The sequence below is a fragment of the Ignavibacteria bacterium genome, from assembly GCA_017303675.1.
Classification (GTDB): domain Bacteria; phylum Bacteroidota; class Ignavibacteria; order Tepidaquicellales; family OLB5; genus OLB5.
On the sequence record JAFLBX010000002.1, the window covers coordinates 373,028 to 388,001 of the forward strand.

At 39.4% G+C, this 14,974-nt stretch carries 14 protein-coding genes; 7 read left to right on the forward strand and 7 right to left on the reverse strand.

Features of this window, described 5'->3' with window-relative positions; genetic code table 11:
* Positions 1-5: 5 nt before the first annotated feature.
* From ptsP to J0M37_11030, 7 genes are all read left to right on the forward strand, one after another.
* Complete coding sequence (ptsP, locus tag J0M37_11000) at positions 6-1,754, forward strand: phosphoenolpyruvate--protein phosphotransferase (protein MBN8585612.1); 1,749 nt, start codon at positions 6-8, stop codon at positions 1,752-1,754.
* A 20-nt stretch (positions 1,755-1,774) separates the two neighbouring features.
* Positions 1,775-2,827 (forward strand): bifunctional phosphoglucose/phosphomannose isomerase, encoded by a 1,053-nt coding sequence (locus tag J0M37_11005; protein MBN8585613.1) that lies wholly within the window; start codon positions 1,775-1,777, stop codon positions 2,825-2,827.
* Positions 2,828-2,831: 4 nt separating this feature from the next.
* Positions 2,832-3,854, forward strand: coding sequence for an NADH-quinone oxidoreductase subunit NuoH (gene nuoH / locus J0M37_11010; protein ID MBN8585614.1), 1,023 nt, complete (start codon positions 2,832-2,834; stop codon positions 3,852-3,854).
* Positions 3,855-3,889: 35 nt separating this feature from the next.
* Complete coding sequence (locus tag J0M37_11015; GenBank protein MBN8585615.1) at positions 3,890-4,387, forward strand: TlpA family protein disulfide reductase; 498 nt, start codon at positions 3,890-3,892, stop codon at positions 4,385-4,387.
* A 4-nt stretch (positions 4,388-4,391) separates the two neighbouring features.
* Positions 4,392-6,050, forward strand: coding sequence for a hypothetical protein (locus J0M37_11020; GenBank protein MBN8585616.1), 1,659 nt, complete (start codon positions 4,392-4,394; stop codon positions 6,048-6,050).
* A 9-nt stretch (positions 6,051-6,059) separates the two neighbouring features.
* A complete protein-coding gene (locus J0M37_11025) occupies positions 6,060-6,845 on the forward strand; it encodes an Omp28-related outer membrane protein (protein ID MBN8585617.1) in 786 nt (261 codons plus the stop codon).
* A gap of 180 nt (positions 6,846-7,025) precedes the next feature.
* A complete protein-coding gene (locus J0M37_11030) occupies positions 7,026-7,931 on the forward strand; it encodes a hypothetical protein (GenBank protein ID MBN8585618.1) in 906 nt (301 codons plus the stop codon).
* A gap of 252 nt (positions 7,932-8,183) precedes the next feature.
* On the opposite strand, the gene J0M37_11035 is transcribed toward J0M37_11030, so the two are convergent.
* From J0M37_11035 to J0M37_11065, 7 genes are all read right to left on the reverse strand, one after another.
* Positions 8,184-9,152 carry a tRNA-dihydrouridine synthase gene (locus J0M37_11035; protein ID MBN8585619.1) on the reverse strand — a complete coding sequence of 323 codons (969 nt, stop codon included), beginning with the start codon at positions 9,150-9,152 and terminating at the stop codon, positions 8,184-8,186.
* 52 nt (positions 9,153-9,204) lie between these two features.
* Positions 9,205-10,434, reverse strand: coding sequence for an MFS transporter (locus J0M37_11040; protein MBN8585620.1), 1,230 nt, complete (start codon positions 10,432-10,434; stop codon positions 9,205-9,207).
* A gap of 516 nt (positions 10,435-10,950) precedes the next feature.
* On the reverse strand, positions 10,951-11,847 hold the full coding sequence (locus J0M37_11045) for an NAD(+)/NADH kinase (protein MBN8585621.1): 897 nt from the start codon (positions 11,845-11,847) through the stop codon (positions 10,951-10,953).
* Positions 11,844-12,197: a DUF1844 domain-containing protein gene (locus J0M37_11050; protein MBN8585622.1), complete on the reverse strand. Its 354-nt coding sequence runs from the start codon at positions 12,195-12,197 to the stop codon at positions 11,844-11,846. Before J0M37_11050 ends, J0M37_11045 begins: the two co-directional genes overlap by 4 nt.
* 14 nt (positions 12,198-12,211) lie before the next feature.
* A complete protein-coding gene (locus tag J0M37_11055) occupies positions 12,212-12,976 on the reverse strand; it encodes a glycosyltransferase family 2 protein (GenBank protein ID MBN8585623.1) in 765 nt (254 codons plus the stop codon).
* Positions 12,969-14,126, reverse strand: coding sequence for an O-antigen ligase family protein (locus tag J0M37_11060; GenBank protein MBN8585624.1), 1,158 nt, complete (start codon positions 14,124-14,126; stop codon positions 12,969-12,971). Before J0M37_11060 ends, J0M37_11055 begins: the two co-directional genes overlap by 8 nt.
* Positions 14,127-14,198: 72 nt before the next feature.
* On the reverse strand, positions 14,199-14,942 hold the full coding sequence (locus tag J0M37_11065; GenBank protein MBN8585625.1) for a glycosyltransferase family 2 protein: 744 nt from the start codon (positions 14,940-14,942) through the stop codon (positions 14,199-14,201).
* Between the last annotated feature and the right edge of the window lie 32 nt (positions 14,943-14,974).

Here is a 14,974-nt window from a genome sequence, read left to right on the forward strand (position 1 = left end):
CAGTATTGGTTAATAAAACTGAACAGATATATAAAGGTATTGCCGCATCGAAAGGGATTTCGATAGGGAAACCTTTTGTGTACAGGGCAGAAGTTCCAAGTTATAAGGTTGATTACTCGCCTGCAGTTTTAGTTTCTCCCGATACAGAGATATCGGATTATGAAAGCGCAGTATCACAATCAATTAAAGAGCTGAATAAAATTTTCACTCTTGCAAAAGAAAAGCTTGATGATAAGAACCTGCAGATCTTCGAAGCCCAGCTCAGCTTTTTATACGATGATTTCTTTCATACCAAGGTAAAAGAGCGCATCCGCTCAGAAAAAAAACAGGCTTATTCAGTTTATAAAGAAGAGATCCAGATACTCGAAAATGCCATAGTATCTTCATCAGATGAGTATATCAGGGACAGGGTAAATGATATCGAAGATATGAAGAACAGGGTGCTTCGTAACCTTCTAAAAGGCAGGTTGATATCGAAGATCACTGAAAATTCTATTGTAATAGCCCGAAATTTAACTCCAGCCGATACTATCCTTTTCAGTAACAGGAACCTGCTTGGCATCGCCACAGATCTTGGCGGCATAAACTCTCACGTTGCTCTCATTTCACGATCTTTAAAGATACCAGCTGTTGTAGGAATGCAGGATATTTCTGTGAATATTTCTTCAGATGATAATCTAATAATTGACGGCTATAAGGGGCTGGTAATTAAAAACCCAACTGAAGAAACAATTAATTCTTACAGGCACCAGATAGAAAACAACAAGGTACTTGAACGTAAGCTCGAAGAGCTGGAAAAGCTTCCAAGTGAGACCAAGGACGGAAAGAGCGTCAGGCTTTCAACAAATCTTGAGTTCAATAATGAAGTGGATTATGTTGTAACTCATTTTGGCTGTGATGTTGGCTTATACAGAACAGAGCATTTATTTATGGAGCTTGGTGATTTTCCTTCGGAAGAAGAGCAGTATAAGCAGTATAAATTCCTTGCTGAACATATTTATCCAAAAACTGTTACTATCAGAACTTTTGATATTGGCGGAGATAAAATACTTCCTGATTCACAAAAGGAAGTAAACCCCTTCCTTGGCTGGCGCGGGATCAGGATTTGCCTGGATAAAAAAGAGACCTTCATGGCGCAGCTTAGGGCAATATTGAGGGCATCTTCTTCAGGGAATATTCACATCATGCTGCCAATGGTATCTGGTATAGAAGAAATTAAAAAAACTTACCAGTTCCTGGATGAAGCAAAATCTCAGCTTCGCGAAAAAAATATCAGGTTCGATGAGAAGATCAAAGTAGGTGTGATGATAGAAATTCCATCTGCTGTATTGCTTGCCGATGAGATGGCTGAAATGGTTGATTTTTTCAGTATCGGTACCAATGACCTTGTGCAGTATGCGCTTGCTGTTGACCGTGACAGCAGCCTGGTTTCTGATATGTATGAAAAATTTCATCCGGCAGTGTTAAGGCTGATTAATATGACTGTGAAAAGCGCTCAAAAGCATAACATACCTGTCAGTGTTTGCGGGGAAATGGCTTCAGACCCGTATGCAAGCTTACTATTGATCGGTATGGGAGTAAATGAGCTTAGCGTTGTTTCAACAGCATATCTTCAGATCAAAAGGCTTATAAGAATGGTTGATTATAAAAATGCCTGCGATGTTGCAGAAAATGTTTTGCAAATGAGCTCAATAAATGAAGTAAAAAATTATATCGAAGAATGTTTTAATAATAATATTGGTGAGAAGTTATAACAAGAATTGAAGTATAAATTATGATAACAAGAACAGAAATTGATCTGCATGACAGCGGGAAAATGTTTGCTGTGATAGAAGGATTCCATTCACAGCTGAAACAGGCTTTTGATATTGGAAACGGTATTGATATAAAGCTTGATGTGACCGGGATTCAGAATATTATCATTACCGGCCTTGGTGGTTCAGCAATCGGCGGCGACCTCTTGAGAAGCTACCTGCAGTATGAGATCAACCTGCCCATCCAGGTGAACAGGAATTATTATTTACCGGCATATGCAGGAAAGAATACTTTGGTGATTTGTTCAAGCTACTCCGGAGATACTGAAGAAACAATTTCTGCATATAATGATGCCAAAAGTAAAGGATGCAGAATAGCTTGCATTTCATCCGGCGGCAAGCTGACTGTAATGGCTGAAAATTACGGTAATTACGTTGTTAAAGTTCCGCGCGGCTACCAGCCAAGGTGTGCTCTTGCTTTTTCTTTTATTACAATGCTTATGCTGTTTATTAAGCTTAATATAATAAAGCCAAGAGATGAACAGATAAACGGTCTGATAGCGCTGATGAAGGAAAGATCTGCTAAATATGCAGATTTCTTATCTCAGAATAATACTGCAATAAACATCGCAGAACATCTGCAGGGCAAAATTCCGGTGATATATTCTTCAAATGACCTGCTTGATGTGGTGAATTTAAGGTGGCGCGGACAGTTCGCCGAAAATTCCAAAACACTGGCTTTTGGCAATTATTTCCCGGAATTAAACCACAATGAAATAGTTGGGTGGCAGGAAAATTCAGAATTTTTGCGTAATTTTGCATTAATATATCTGCTCGATAGGGAAGATAATCCCAGGATCATTAAAAGGCAGAAAATTACTAAGGATATCCTGACCCCGTACAGGGGAATTGATATTGAAGTGGAATCAGAAGGTAACTCAAAGCTTGAAAGGATCTTTGATTTGGTTTACCTTGGTGACTGGATCAGTTTTTATCTTGCAGTAATAAATAAAACTGACCCTTCGCCGATAGAAAAAATTAATATCTTGAAAAATAAATTAATGGAGAGTTAAATCCGTGTGGATTGAATTGCTTATTTCGGTTATTAAGATAGGACTTGTTATAAATGTGCTGCTGGTTTCTGTTGCTTATGCAGTATATGCTGAAAGAAGGGTTTCGGCTTTCATGCAGAACAGGTACGGACCCAACAGGGTTGGATATGAAGGACTTCTGCAGTCATTTGCTGATGTTATTAAGCTGGTTTTTAAAGAGGATATTGTTCCTGCAAAAGCAAACAAGACCATTCATACGCTTGCGCCTATGATCTCGATCTTTGTTGCATTAACTACTATCGCTGTTGTACCGTTCGGTCATCAGATCGAGCTTTTCGGCAGAGTGATTTCACTTCAGATAACAGATGTCAATGTGGGTATTCTGTATATTCTGGCATTAACTTCACTTGGAGTTTACGGTATTACGCTAAGCGGGTGGTCTTCAAATAATAAATATTCATTGTTCGGAGGTATCCGTTCCAGTGCGCAGATGATCAGTTATGAGCTTTCAATGGGACTATCAGTTGTAGGTATCGTTCTTATTACCGGCTCACTTAGCCTGCAGGATATTGTCCTTCATCAATACGGCTGGAAATGGAATATAATACTTCAGCCTCTTGGCTTTATTATATTCCTTGTAGCTTCCTTTGCCGAAACAAACAGGACGCCTTTCGATCTTCCCGAAGCTGAACCTGAGCTCGTTGGCGGTTATCATACAGAATATTCTAGTATGAAATTCGCATTGTTCTTCCTTGCTGAATACGCAAACATGATCGTAGCTTCTACTGTAATTGCAACATTGTATCTCGGTGGATGGCAATTCCCGTACTTACAGACATTCGGCCTGCCGCCATTGGTTACTGCAATTTTGCAGGTTCTTGTGTTCTGCGGTAAGGTAGCATTCCTTGTATTTTTCTTTATCTGGGTGCGCTGGTCATTGCCGCGTTTCAGGTACGATCAGCTTATGAACCTTGGCTGGAAGGTAATGCTTCCGCTTTCTATCCTTAATATTATTGTAACTGCAATAGTAGTTTCTTTGTTAAAGTAAAAAAGGTATTAAATAATTAATTTTTTGCATAAAAAATGAAAAAGACCATAATTTTTACAATTTTTGTTTTAGCTTTCGCCTTTACAGCTCAAACATATTCTCAAGGGTATGATTTTGATCTCAACGATCTTGACGGCAACAGTGTAAAGCTTTCAGAGCTAACAAAAACAGGACCTGTTTTTGTTCAGTTCTGGGCAACATGGTGTGTACCCTGCAAAGAAGAAATGAAGGTATTAAATGAGCTTTGGAATAAATATAAGGATTCCGGTTTTGTATTCGTGGCTATAAGCATTGATGACCAGAAATCATTAAGCAAGGTTAAGCCGTATATTGAGTCCAAGAGCTATAAATTCCCGGTTCTGTATGATACAGATAAAAATGTATTTTCAAGCTTTGGCGGGCAGGACCCGCCGTTTTCAGTCTTTGTTGACAGGAACGGAAGTATATTCAAAACGTACTCAGGCTATATGCAGGGAGATGATGCAAAGCTTGATAAGGAAATTAAAGAAGCTTTAGCAATAGGGAAGAAGTAGAACAATGCGAAAAAATACGGGGGCAGTTTTATTTTTTGTTGCTTTATTTTTAATATCAGCTTCAGTTGCTGCTCAGCCCAAGCTGAATGTCAGGGTATCAGCCAGCAACCTGCTTCGCTATGGTACCGGTGTTGAAAACAGCTTAACCGGTGATGTAAATAAAAAATATTTTGAAGAATTACTTGATGCCAGGCTGTTTGTTAATGAATTTATGGCAGGCGTTAGGTATGAATATGACGACCCGATCGAGTTCGGTAAATCTGTTAAAGGAATTTCGCAGAGATTCCTAGAATTCAAAAAAGAAGATTTTACAGTGCGCGCAGGAAACTTCTATGAAGTTTTCGCAAGCGGGCTAACTTTAAATTCATTTGAAAGCCGCCCGATTGGGTGGAATACAATGTTTGACGGCGGTAAAGTGAACTATAAGCGTTCTTTCGGTAAAAAAGGTAATGTTAAGTTCAACGGAACAATAGTTGCCGGCGGACTTGATTACACCGATATTAATGATACCGCAAGAACTGAAACTTACAGCATTCGCGCAGCTAATTTCAGTATTTCACCGGTCAAGTATATTTCTCTCGGTGGTTCTTATCTTTATACTGAAGGTAAAATTCCAACCGGTACTATTAATACAGATATTACCGCTGAGATCTTTGAAGGAAATTTAGGACTGAATTATAAAGGATTCAATCTTTTGTTTTCTTATGCAAACAAAGTTACAATAAATCAGCCTAATTCAATTTTCACTCAGTCAAAAGCGCCAAGGGGCGATGGAGCATACGGGTCACTTTCATATACTCGCGAAGGATTTGGTATTACCGTTGATTATAAGAATTACAGGTTCAATGTAACAACACCTGACCAAAGGAGCGCAACAGACCCGTTCAAGTCATTGCCGTTCCAGAACGCGCCTTCGGCAATAAAAGTATACTCAACAACACTGCTTTCAAGGTTTCCGCATAATGTTGATTTTAATGATGAAGTTGGCTGGCAGGTGGATGTATTTTATTCACCAACACCCAAGCTTACTCTTAATGCAAATGCATCATTAACCAGCAGGCATTATGACTATGTTGATGTTGATACCACAACATTGACAAGATACGAAAGAATTGACAGAAGCGCATTTTTGCCTTCAACTAAAAATGAATTCTCTCCTTATTGGGAGCTGTTTTTTGAAGCTGAATATTACGTGAACAAGAACCTGAAAACCAAGCTGGGCGTATCACGTAAGACCAATATTCTTTACAGCATCATAAATCCGGCTGCCAGTGATATTATAAGAACATTCACTGTTCCGCTTGAAGTGCAGTATACTTTCGGCAAGATCTACGGGGTAAAGCTCAATGCTGAATTCCAGCAGGCTTACAACAGCCTGCGCTCCGGTGATACGCATTTCTGGAGCCAGCTAAGCACATTAAGCATTTCACGCTCGCCGAATATTATTGTATCCGGAACTGCTGAGTTCACCAATGATGAAGAAGATCCTTCCGGAAAGAAATACTGGATAAAAGGAGAGCTGGTTTATAAATTCACGTCTGCCAATACTGTAATAGTATCATACGGAAGCGAACGCGGCGGTATTCAGTGTTCAAGCGGCATCTGCCGCTATGTAAGCCCGTTCAACGGTTTCAGGCTGACAATAATGAATAACTTTAATTAATAAGGTTAAATGAAATATCTGAGAATTTTTTATTTTGTAATTGCTGCACTCCTCATACACGGGTGTGAAAGCAATGATACAACAACAAACTCTGTTTACATCCCGCAGCCTGTGAACAAAAAAGTGCTAGTGGAATTTTTCACGAATGCAGGATGCAACCCCTGTATTGCAGCTCATGGATATCTGGATGAGATAAACCTGAATTCAGGTGCTACTATAAATGATACCAGTGTGATAATTTTAAGCTATCATACCAAATATCCGTACATTCTTGACTCACTCTACAGGGCAAATATTCCCCAAAACCAGGGGAGAAGCGATTACTACGGTGTCAACAACACTCCACAGGGAAGGCTTAACGGCATCAGCATGGGGCAGTATTCTTCATCAACATGGTCAGCCCAGATAAATGCTGAATTTAAAACCACCAATTATCTCAATATCACATTGGATAATGTTTATGATGTGAATCTCGATACCGGAACGGTTACTGCAAATATTCAGCTTGCAAATGCATTGCCTTCATCAAATACTGTGATTCACATGGTAATAATGGAAAACAATGTGTTTTATCCTACCGCTCCAAACGGCATTACACAACCGGATGATGTTATGAGATACATGATAACAGGTACCGGCGGTCAGGCAATTACAATCGGCGCAAATAATTCTGTATCTATGAATTACGGATTGAACAGCAGATGGGTTCCTGAAGAATGTTATATTGTTGTATTCATTCAAAACCCAGATACTAAACAGGTATATGGAGTTGAAAGAATTAAGGTTTTAAATTAATATATCTGAATAAATTTAATTTTAAAGCATCTGCTAAGCAGGTGCTTTTTTTATTTATTATGGAATTTATATACCCATTACGGTAGTTTTAAATGTATAATAATAATTTAATTATAGCTAAAAAGGTGATTTTTATTTATGTATTTTAAGTTAGATTTGATGTAATTAATACTGTTAATTATGATACGGATAAAATTACATAAAATTCTGCTGATCATTTTTGCCTTTACGCTGATCTCTCATTCACAATCAAACCGTAAAATGTACGGAATAACAATTGACGGCATTAATAATATTAACAATATTGTAACTGCTATCGGCAATCACAGGTACAGAATGACAACCCGTATCGTGTTTGATGAATGGGTACCCGCTTCAACTTATGCCACGGCTGTGAATAAACTTGACAGCGTTACTGTAATAATGGGTGAGCTTCTTGACAGCTATTATGTGAAAGATTATTCAGTTGCTCAATATAAGCTTCGCGCTGATGAATATATGAACACTTTAGGCAGCAAAGTGGATATTTGGGAAGTCGGTAATGAAGTGAACGGGGAGTGGCTCGGTCCGGCTGATTCTGTTAAAGCCAAAATTAATTATGCATATAATAAAGCGAGATCACTGCAATACCGCACCGCTTTGACTTTGTATTATAATAAGAACTGCTGGGAAAATCCGCAGAATGAAATGTTCCGCTGGGTGAATAACCATATTTCAACTGATATGAAACAGAATCTCGATTACGTTTTTGTTTCATACTATGAAGATGACTGCAACAATCTCCAGCCAAACTGGCAGCAGGTGTTTGATAGCCTTCATGTGATCTTCCCGAATTCAAACTTGGGAATAGGGGAATGCGGTACTAATCTGGCTAACCGCAAGGAAGAATATATCAACCGTTATTATAATATGTATATCACCACCCCTAAATTCATTGGCGGTTATTTCTGGTGGTATTACAGGCAGGATTGTGTGCCTTGGACAACCAAGCCGCTCTGGGGTATACTTGAATTTGCAATCAGAGCATCTGTGTTATTATATAATACAGATGAGAACGAATTGATCAAAGATGGGGACGGATATTGATATAATGAGTAATGAGTAATTAGTAATTAGTAATTAGTAATTAGGATTATATTAGAGCACATTTATACACCCCTATAAGTTTAGGGAGTTATTCACAAATCTTGTCGTGCTGAGCGGAGTCGAAGCACTCAAATACCTGCTATTCAATTTATTGAATAAAAACTCAGCCAATCTATTTAATTCTGCGAGGAGCGAAGCGGCGAAGCAGTCTCAATCCTTAATAGAAAAACACAAAATCTTATCTTTTTTATTTCACCCTGCCAGTTGTAAATAATGATCCCTAATTTCAATTAACTTTTCAATCACGGGTTCCATCTCCTTGATTGCCATCAGCTCCATTCTGAATCCTGAAATGTTCGGCAGTCCTTTTAAATAACCGGAATAAAATTTCCTTATCTCCAGAACACCTCTTTCTTCGCCTTTTGCGGCGCAGTTAAGCTTTAAGTGTTCTATACAAATTTCAACCTTCTCATCTATTGCAGGTTCTGTATATTTACCTGTAGTTATATACTCCTTTGACTGGCGGAATATCCACTGGTTTTGTATCGCGCCCTGTCCAATCATAACCGCATCGGGCTCATAGGTATCAAAGGCGAATTTTACATCCTCCGGGGTTTTAACATTGCCGTTAAGAATTATTGGAATAGTTACACCTGCATCCTTGATGCGTTTTACCCAGCTCCAGTCAGCATCGCCCTTATTGCCCTGGCTGCGAAGCCTGCAGTGCACGGTAAGCGCTTTAATGCCTATTGATTCCATAATTTTTGCGACTTCAACAATTACAATTGAATTTTCATCCCAGCCCAGGCGGGTTTTTAAAGTAACGGGAAGTGTTGTGTTCTGCATAACTGATTCCGCAATACGCTGCATCTTCGGCAAGTCTCGCAAAAGACCCGCGCCTGCGCCGCGCATCGCAACATCTTTTACCCAGCATCCGCAGTTTATATCAATAAAATCCGGGTTCGCGGTTTCGCTTATCCTGGCTGATTCAGCCATACTATCCTCATTGCCGCCGTATATCTGTATAGCAAGCGGGCGTTCTTCTTCGTAGAAGAACAGTTTCTCCCGTGCTTTGCGCGCGTCGCGAATGAGTCCCTCTGAGCTTATAAATTCCGTATATAACACATCAGCGCCAAGCTTTTTGCAAACCATGCGGAATGGAGGCTCGGTAACATCCTCCATTGGCGCTAAAACTATCTTATTTTTGAAATCAGGTAACATAGGGGCAAAAATAATTATTTAAAAATGCAGTTTAAAGTCAATGAGATCTAAATTACATACCAACCGTATTGCTTGAATGCCTGTATTTATCCTTAAGCAGCCTCAGACTCAGCACAGTCGCTCCCATCATCACAATTCCGCCGGTTAAGAACGGCGCTGCGAAGCTGATATAATGATAAACCAGTCCGCCCCAGCTTGGACCTATAAACCTTGCAAACGATGCCAGTGATTGTGTCAGACCCAAAATACCGCCCTGTTCATCACGCTCACTGAATTTGGAAATTAAACCGAGCCCGATACTCAGCAATAGACCGTTGCCGAAGCTCATAAAAAATATGCTGACCAGCAGCAATGCGAGTATGTGATTTGAAAACGGTATCGTTCCCAACCCAACACCCATAATAACACAGCCTGCTATAAAAACTTTTCGTTCATCGAAAATTTTCAGTATCGGTCTTATCAGCACACCCTGAGTTATCGCACCAACAAGTCCGCTGAAAGCGAACAGGTAGCTTACCTGTTCAATATCAAAGCTGAAGCCATCCTTGCTTTCAGCATAAAGCTGGAAAGTTGAAAATATATTTGAAATTGAAAACACAATTATAAAATACAGCATAATCAAAAAGCCAACATGCGGATGCTTTAAGGCTGATACGAGCTTTCGCCAGCCGTTTTTCATATTAAAGCCGCCCATAGTTTTTGTACCGCGCAATTCTTTGGGCAATGATTCAGTTACAAAAAACACGGTCAGCAGCAGCGCTACTGCTGAAAGTACGGCTGAAAAATAAGTAGGGAAGTCATACCCGAAACGTTTTGCCATTATACCGCCTATGAACGGCCCGAAAACGAATCCAAGCCCGAAAGCTGCGCCGATCAGGCCCATTCCTTTTGAGCGGTCTTTTGGCGGCGTTACATCGCTTATATAAGCCATAGCTGCGCCTATATTAGCGGAAAAGAATCCCGCCAGCGCCCTTGAAATTAACAGCAGCGGTATAGATTTAAGTACTCCGCCCAGCACAAGCCCTGTAATGATATATGAAAAAACATTACCGCTTAAACCGAATATCAGTATCGGCTTTCTGCCGTATATATCTGATAACCTGCCCCATAATGGATTGAAAATGAACTGCATCAATGAGAAAATACCAACTGTTAAGCCGATTAATGTCTCGTTCATCATTAATTCATTCTGTGCGAATGTCGGCAGAATAGGTATAAGTATCCCGAAACCAAGCAGGTCAATAAATACAGTTAAAAATATGATCCAGATTCTTCTATCCAAGTAATTCTTTCAAGTAAGTTATATTAACGCCAGCCTGCCGAAACGTTAGTGCAGGCAGGAAGGATCCCGTTTTAAAATTATATTGTAAAATGTAAAATTATAAACTTCTGTAGTCGAGCCCTTTCATAGCTTGCTGCATTGAGACGTGCCAGCGGCACGTCTTTACAGGCTTTGATTGAAAACAGAGCTAAAACCAAAAATATCATTGCAACATGGTTACTACCTGTAGTCGAGCCCTTTCAGGGCTCTTATCAGATTCAACATTAAACCAAATCACACCCATTATGCTTCAGGTAACAAAGTCTTTTGTCATTCTGAACGAACGAAGTGAGTGAAGAATCCAGACGATGATCTCTGATTATTTCATGAATCTTCAACCTCACTAAATATAAAATCTATCATTCATTTGAAGCAAGTCGAAGCACCTTATTTACCACCCTTCGACAAGCTCAGGGTGAGGGGATTATCACCCCAACATCTCATCCCAAGCCTCAGGGAGACAACTTTCCATCAACCTCAATACCTGCTCTTTTTCCGCTTATCTTCACCCCAAAGAAGCTTGCCTGTCAGTACCTTAAAATAATTGCTGTTAAGGCTCTTTGCGATTTTTATCTTATACGGCGCCTTTTTAATTTCAACAATGGCGGGACTCTTAAGCTTCAAAATACTGTTACCGTCTGCTACCACATTCACCGGAACTTTTGAATTTATCTTGACCTTGAATACACCGTTATCAGGAAGTATTACAGGTCGGGCTGTCAATGTATGCGGTGAGAGCGGTGAAAGTATAAATACTTCAGTTTTTGGGAAGACAATGGGTCCCCCTGCTGAAAGCGAATAACCTGTTGAACCGGTAGGTGATGAAATTATCATTCCATCAGCATGATAGCGGTTAACAAGCTGGTTATTAAAGTAAACCCCTATCTCAATCGTTTTCACAATTTCACTCTGGTTTATAACCATTTCATTCATACCGAAAATGGTTTTTCCGGCTGAGCCGCCGTTGGAAACGGCTTTGGCTTCAAGCACGGTTCTTTCATCAACTTTGTATTCGGCCTTAACTACTTTCTTTACAAATCCCAGAATTTCCCTGGTACTTGTTTCAGCCAAAAAGCCCAGCTTGCCAAGGTTTACCCCGATAATCGGAATATTCCTGCTGCCAACCAGCTTGGCGGTAGCCAGAAAAGTACCGTCACCGCCGATAGAGATCATAAAATCACATTTTTTTACTATCTCTTTTTCATCATCAATTGATGTGCTCTTAAGCCTGTCGCGGAATCTTTTTCTTATCTGTCCCGCAAGCTCTTTTTCGCAAATGTAATCAATGCCTGCTGTATCAAGGCCTTTAACCAGCCTGTGTACAATAGGCGCGAGTTCTGCTTTATTTATATTTCCCCTGATACCGAATATCATTTTGTATCTTCGCCGGTTTGGTTTGTTATTTCCGGCTCAGTTTTTTCGTCATCTGCTGATTTTTCAACTTCTTTTGCCGGTTCTTCGGGTTTTTTGGCTTCATCAATATAATTCAGCTTCAATTGTCCCAGTGTATTTTCAAGGAATTTAGCCTCATATTCTGAAAGCTGCCCATGTGTCTTTTCCTTCAGCATATCCATAATATCGATTGAAAACTGCGCCTGGGTCAGGTCGCGCTCAGTTTTTCCTGTTACCGGATTTTTGATCTTGCCCATTGCCATCATTGCGGACATTTCAAATGATCCGACTAAGTACATGAATAATTGTGTATTTTTTTCTTTATTATCCATAAATTAACTGCTTTTTAATTAATAGAGTTAGGTTTATTCATCAAATATAGTTTAGAGTATTTGGTCATAACATGGATGGATGAAAGTGTACTTAAAACCAGTCCCATGTATCCATCCAGAATTCCCAATTTCAAAAAATACATCTTAAAGAATGTAAATGCAGGTCTAAAAATTATATCAAAAAATCCCGCTTTTCTTCCTTTAGCCTTTAATTCCTCAGCGCTAAGCGTAGTATATATATTCAGCTTGTTGATATAATGCTCAAAATCCCTGTCAGTATAATGCAGAATTTCACTTTTTAGCCTGCCTGTATTACCGTCATAAACCGCTTTTTCATGTACTAATGAGGTGTTGAACTTTATTCCTGTTGATCTTTTGAACAGCCTTAAAGTATAATCAGGATACCAGCCGCAGTGTTTTATGAACTTATTGATAAAAAAGCTCTTCCTGTTCACCAAAAAAGCTTCGGTAGAAGGGGAGCTTTCACTGGTAATTCCCGTTATCTCATTTTTCAGCTCATCTGTGGCGCGTTCATCTGCATCCAGCCAAAATATCCAGTCACCCGTTGCCGTATCTATTCCCATATTACGCTTTTGGCCGTAAGGAATATTTCCGGTAACTATTATGTTTTGTGAGAATTCACCGGCAAGCTTTACAGTGTTATCAGTGCTTCCTGAATCAACCACAATTATCTCATCGCACCAATTGAGTGATCTCAGGCATTCAGTTATATTTGCCTCTTCGTTATATGTAATTACAATTGCGCTTATCTTAGCCATCGTTACCGGTATCTCCTTTAGCTTTGAACTTCAGGGCAAGAAATGCCAGTGCTAAATTGAACCAGAACATTGCGGCAAATTCCGCATCGCCAAAGTTCCATTCAGTTAAGCCTGCAATTTGTAATGCTGTCATAGAGCAAACTGAAATCAGTGCAAGTATGTTTAGGAATTCAAACTCCCTGGTTTTAAGCCATGCCGTTACCTGTTTTGCGAAAATATACAGCATTAATACCAGCCATGCGGTGAAACCAATTACACCAAAATTTACCAGTATCTGAAAAATATTGCTGTGCATGTGTGAACCTTCGCCATGGTATTGCGGAGTTTTGTACATCCTGTAAATTACGTTATTATCAACATCTCCAACGCCAAGCAAAAGGTTATCGTTGATTATCTTTAGCGATGTTTCCCACATAACTATTCTGGAGTGATTGCTGGGATGGTTAATATCGGCAATGCTTAAGATACGCTCCTTAAGCGGAGCCGGAGCAAATATTAAAAATATTGTTACAGCCGCTAACAATCCGCCCAGGAAATACCTGTTCTTCAGCAGCCCTAAAATAACCAGTGATACAAATAACGCTAGCATTGCATTGCGTGCATTTGTCAGGTAAAAAGTAACAATAAGCGGAAGGGTTAACAGAGCCAGGTAAAGCTTATTCATCAGGTAATTTTTCTTTACTAGGAAAAAGGGTATAATGATAAGCAGAATCATCATCTTAATTTCACCGTTTGTTACAGGGTAGCCGTAATATTCAAGCCTGTATTCAGAAAGCGGCCTGTTTGGATTCGGTATATACTCAAATGCAAACCTGGTTATTTCAATAAATGAAATCAAAGCTGTGAATACAATTAAAACTAAAAACAGCCGCTTTAAGTGCTGTGTATTTTTAATGAATAGAATTGAGACAAAAAATATTATGTATAAAGAAATTTTCCTGTAAATGTGGTCAAATGACTCAGCCGGATTCCCGCAAACAGCGGATGAAACTACCTGTACAAGTATAAAAGCCCCGAAAAGATATAACAGGCTGCGGTTTATTTCAATCTTTTCATTTGAAATAATGAGCTTGAATATTGTGAGAAGTATAAGGCCGCCTATACCTATAGATGATGTTGCAATTGAAAATTGCGATGAAAATGCCGCCAATCCCAAAAACACATAGATCAGTATATCTGTGTATTTATTTATATTTTCTTTTACCGTTGAAATACCGCTGCCTTATATTTTTCCCTGAAGCTTTAAAAGTTTTAAGTGTGAAAGAAAGCTAACCATTGAATAACAGAAGCTGATGAAGAATCCGCCGGAACGGTCTTTATATCCTTTCCGGGAAATGAATACCCTTAAGAACGCTGAAAGCGCATGAGTGAATACTCCCGCTTTTGATATGTGCTTATTATTTTTCAGCTTTTCTTTAGCTTCAAGGGTGCTGTACAGATTTATTTTATCCATCATATGCGTCATATCACGGAATGAATAATGAATAAAGTCATTTTTCAGCTCTTCAACTCTGCCACTAACTTCTACGCCTTCGTGAATTATCCTCGGCGTTATAGATGCATGCTGTTTATTGAAGAGCCGGATATGTCTGTCAGGGTACACACCGGAGTGCTTTAGCCATTGCCCGAAGTAATGATTGCGCCTGTTAAGCCTGTAGCCGTAAACGCCTTCGGCAGGTGTTAGGGAAAGTATCTCTTCTTTAAGCCGGGGAGTAATCCTCTCATCAGCATCCAGGAAAAGTATCCAGTCATTGCTGCAATGTGCAAAAGCCATTGCCCGCTTTTCGCTGAATACATCTGAATCAGTTGTAATAATTTTGGCCTTAAACTCAGATGCGATCTGGCAGGTTCTATCAGTGCTGTTTGAATCAATAATAACGATCTCATCAGCCCATACAAGGGTATCCAGGCATTCCCTGATATTCAATTCTTCATTCTTAGTTATTACTACCCCTGATATTTTCAATTATAAAATAGCTGGTTAATTCAAGTTTCTTT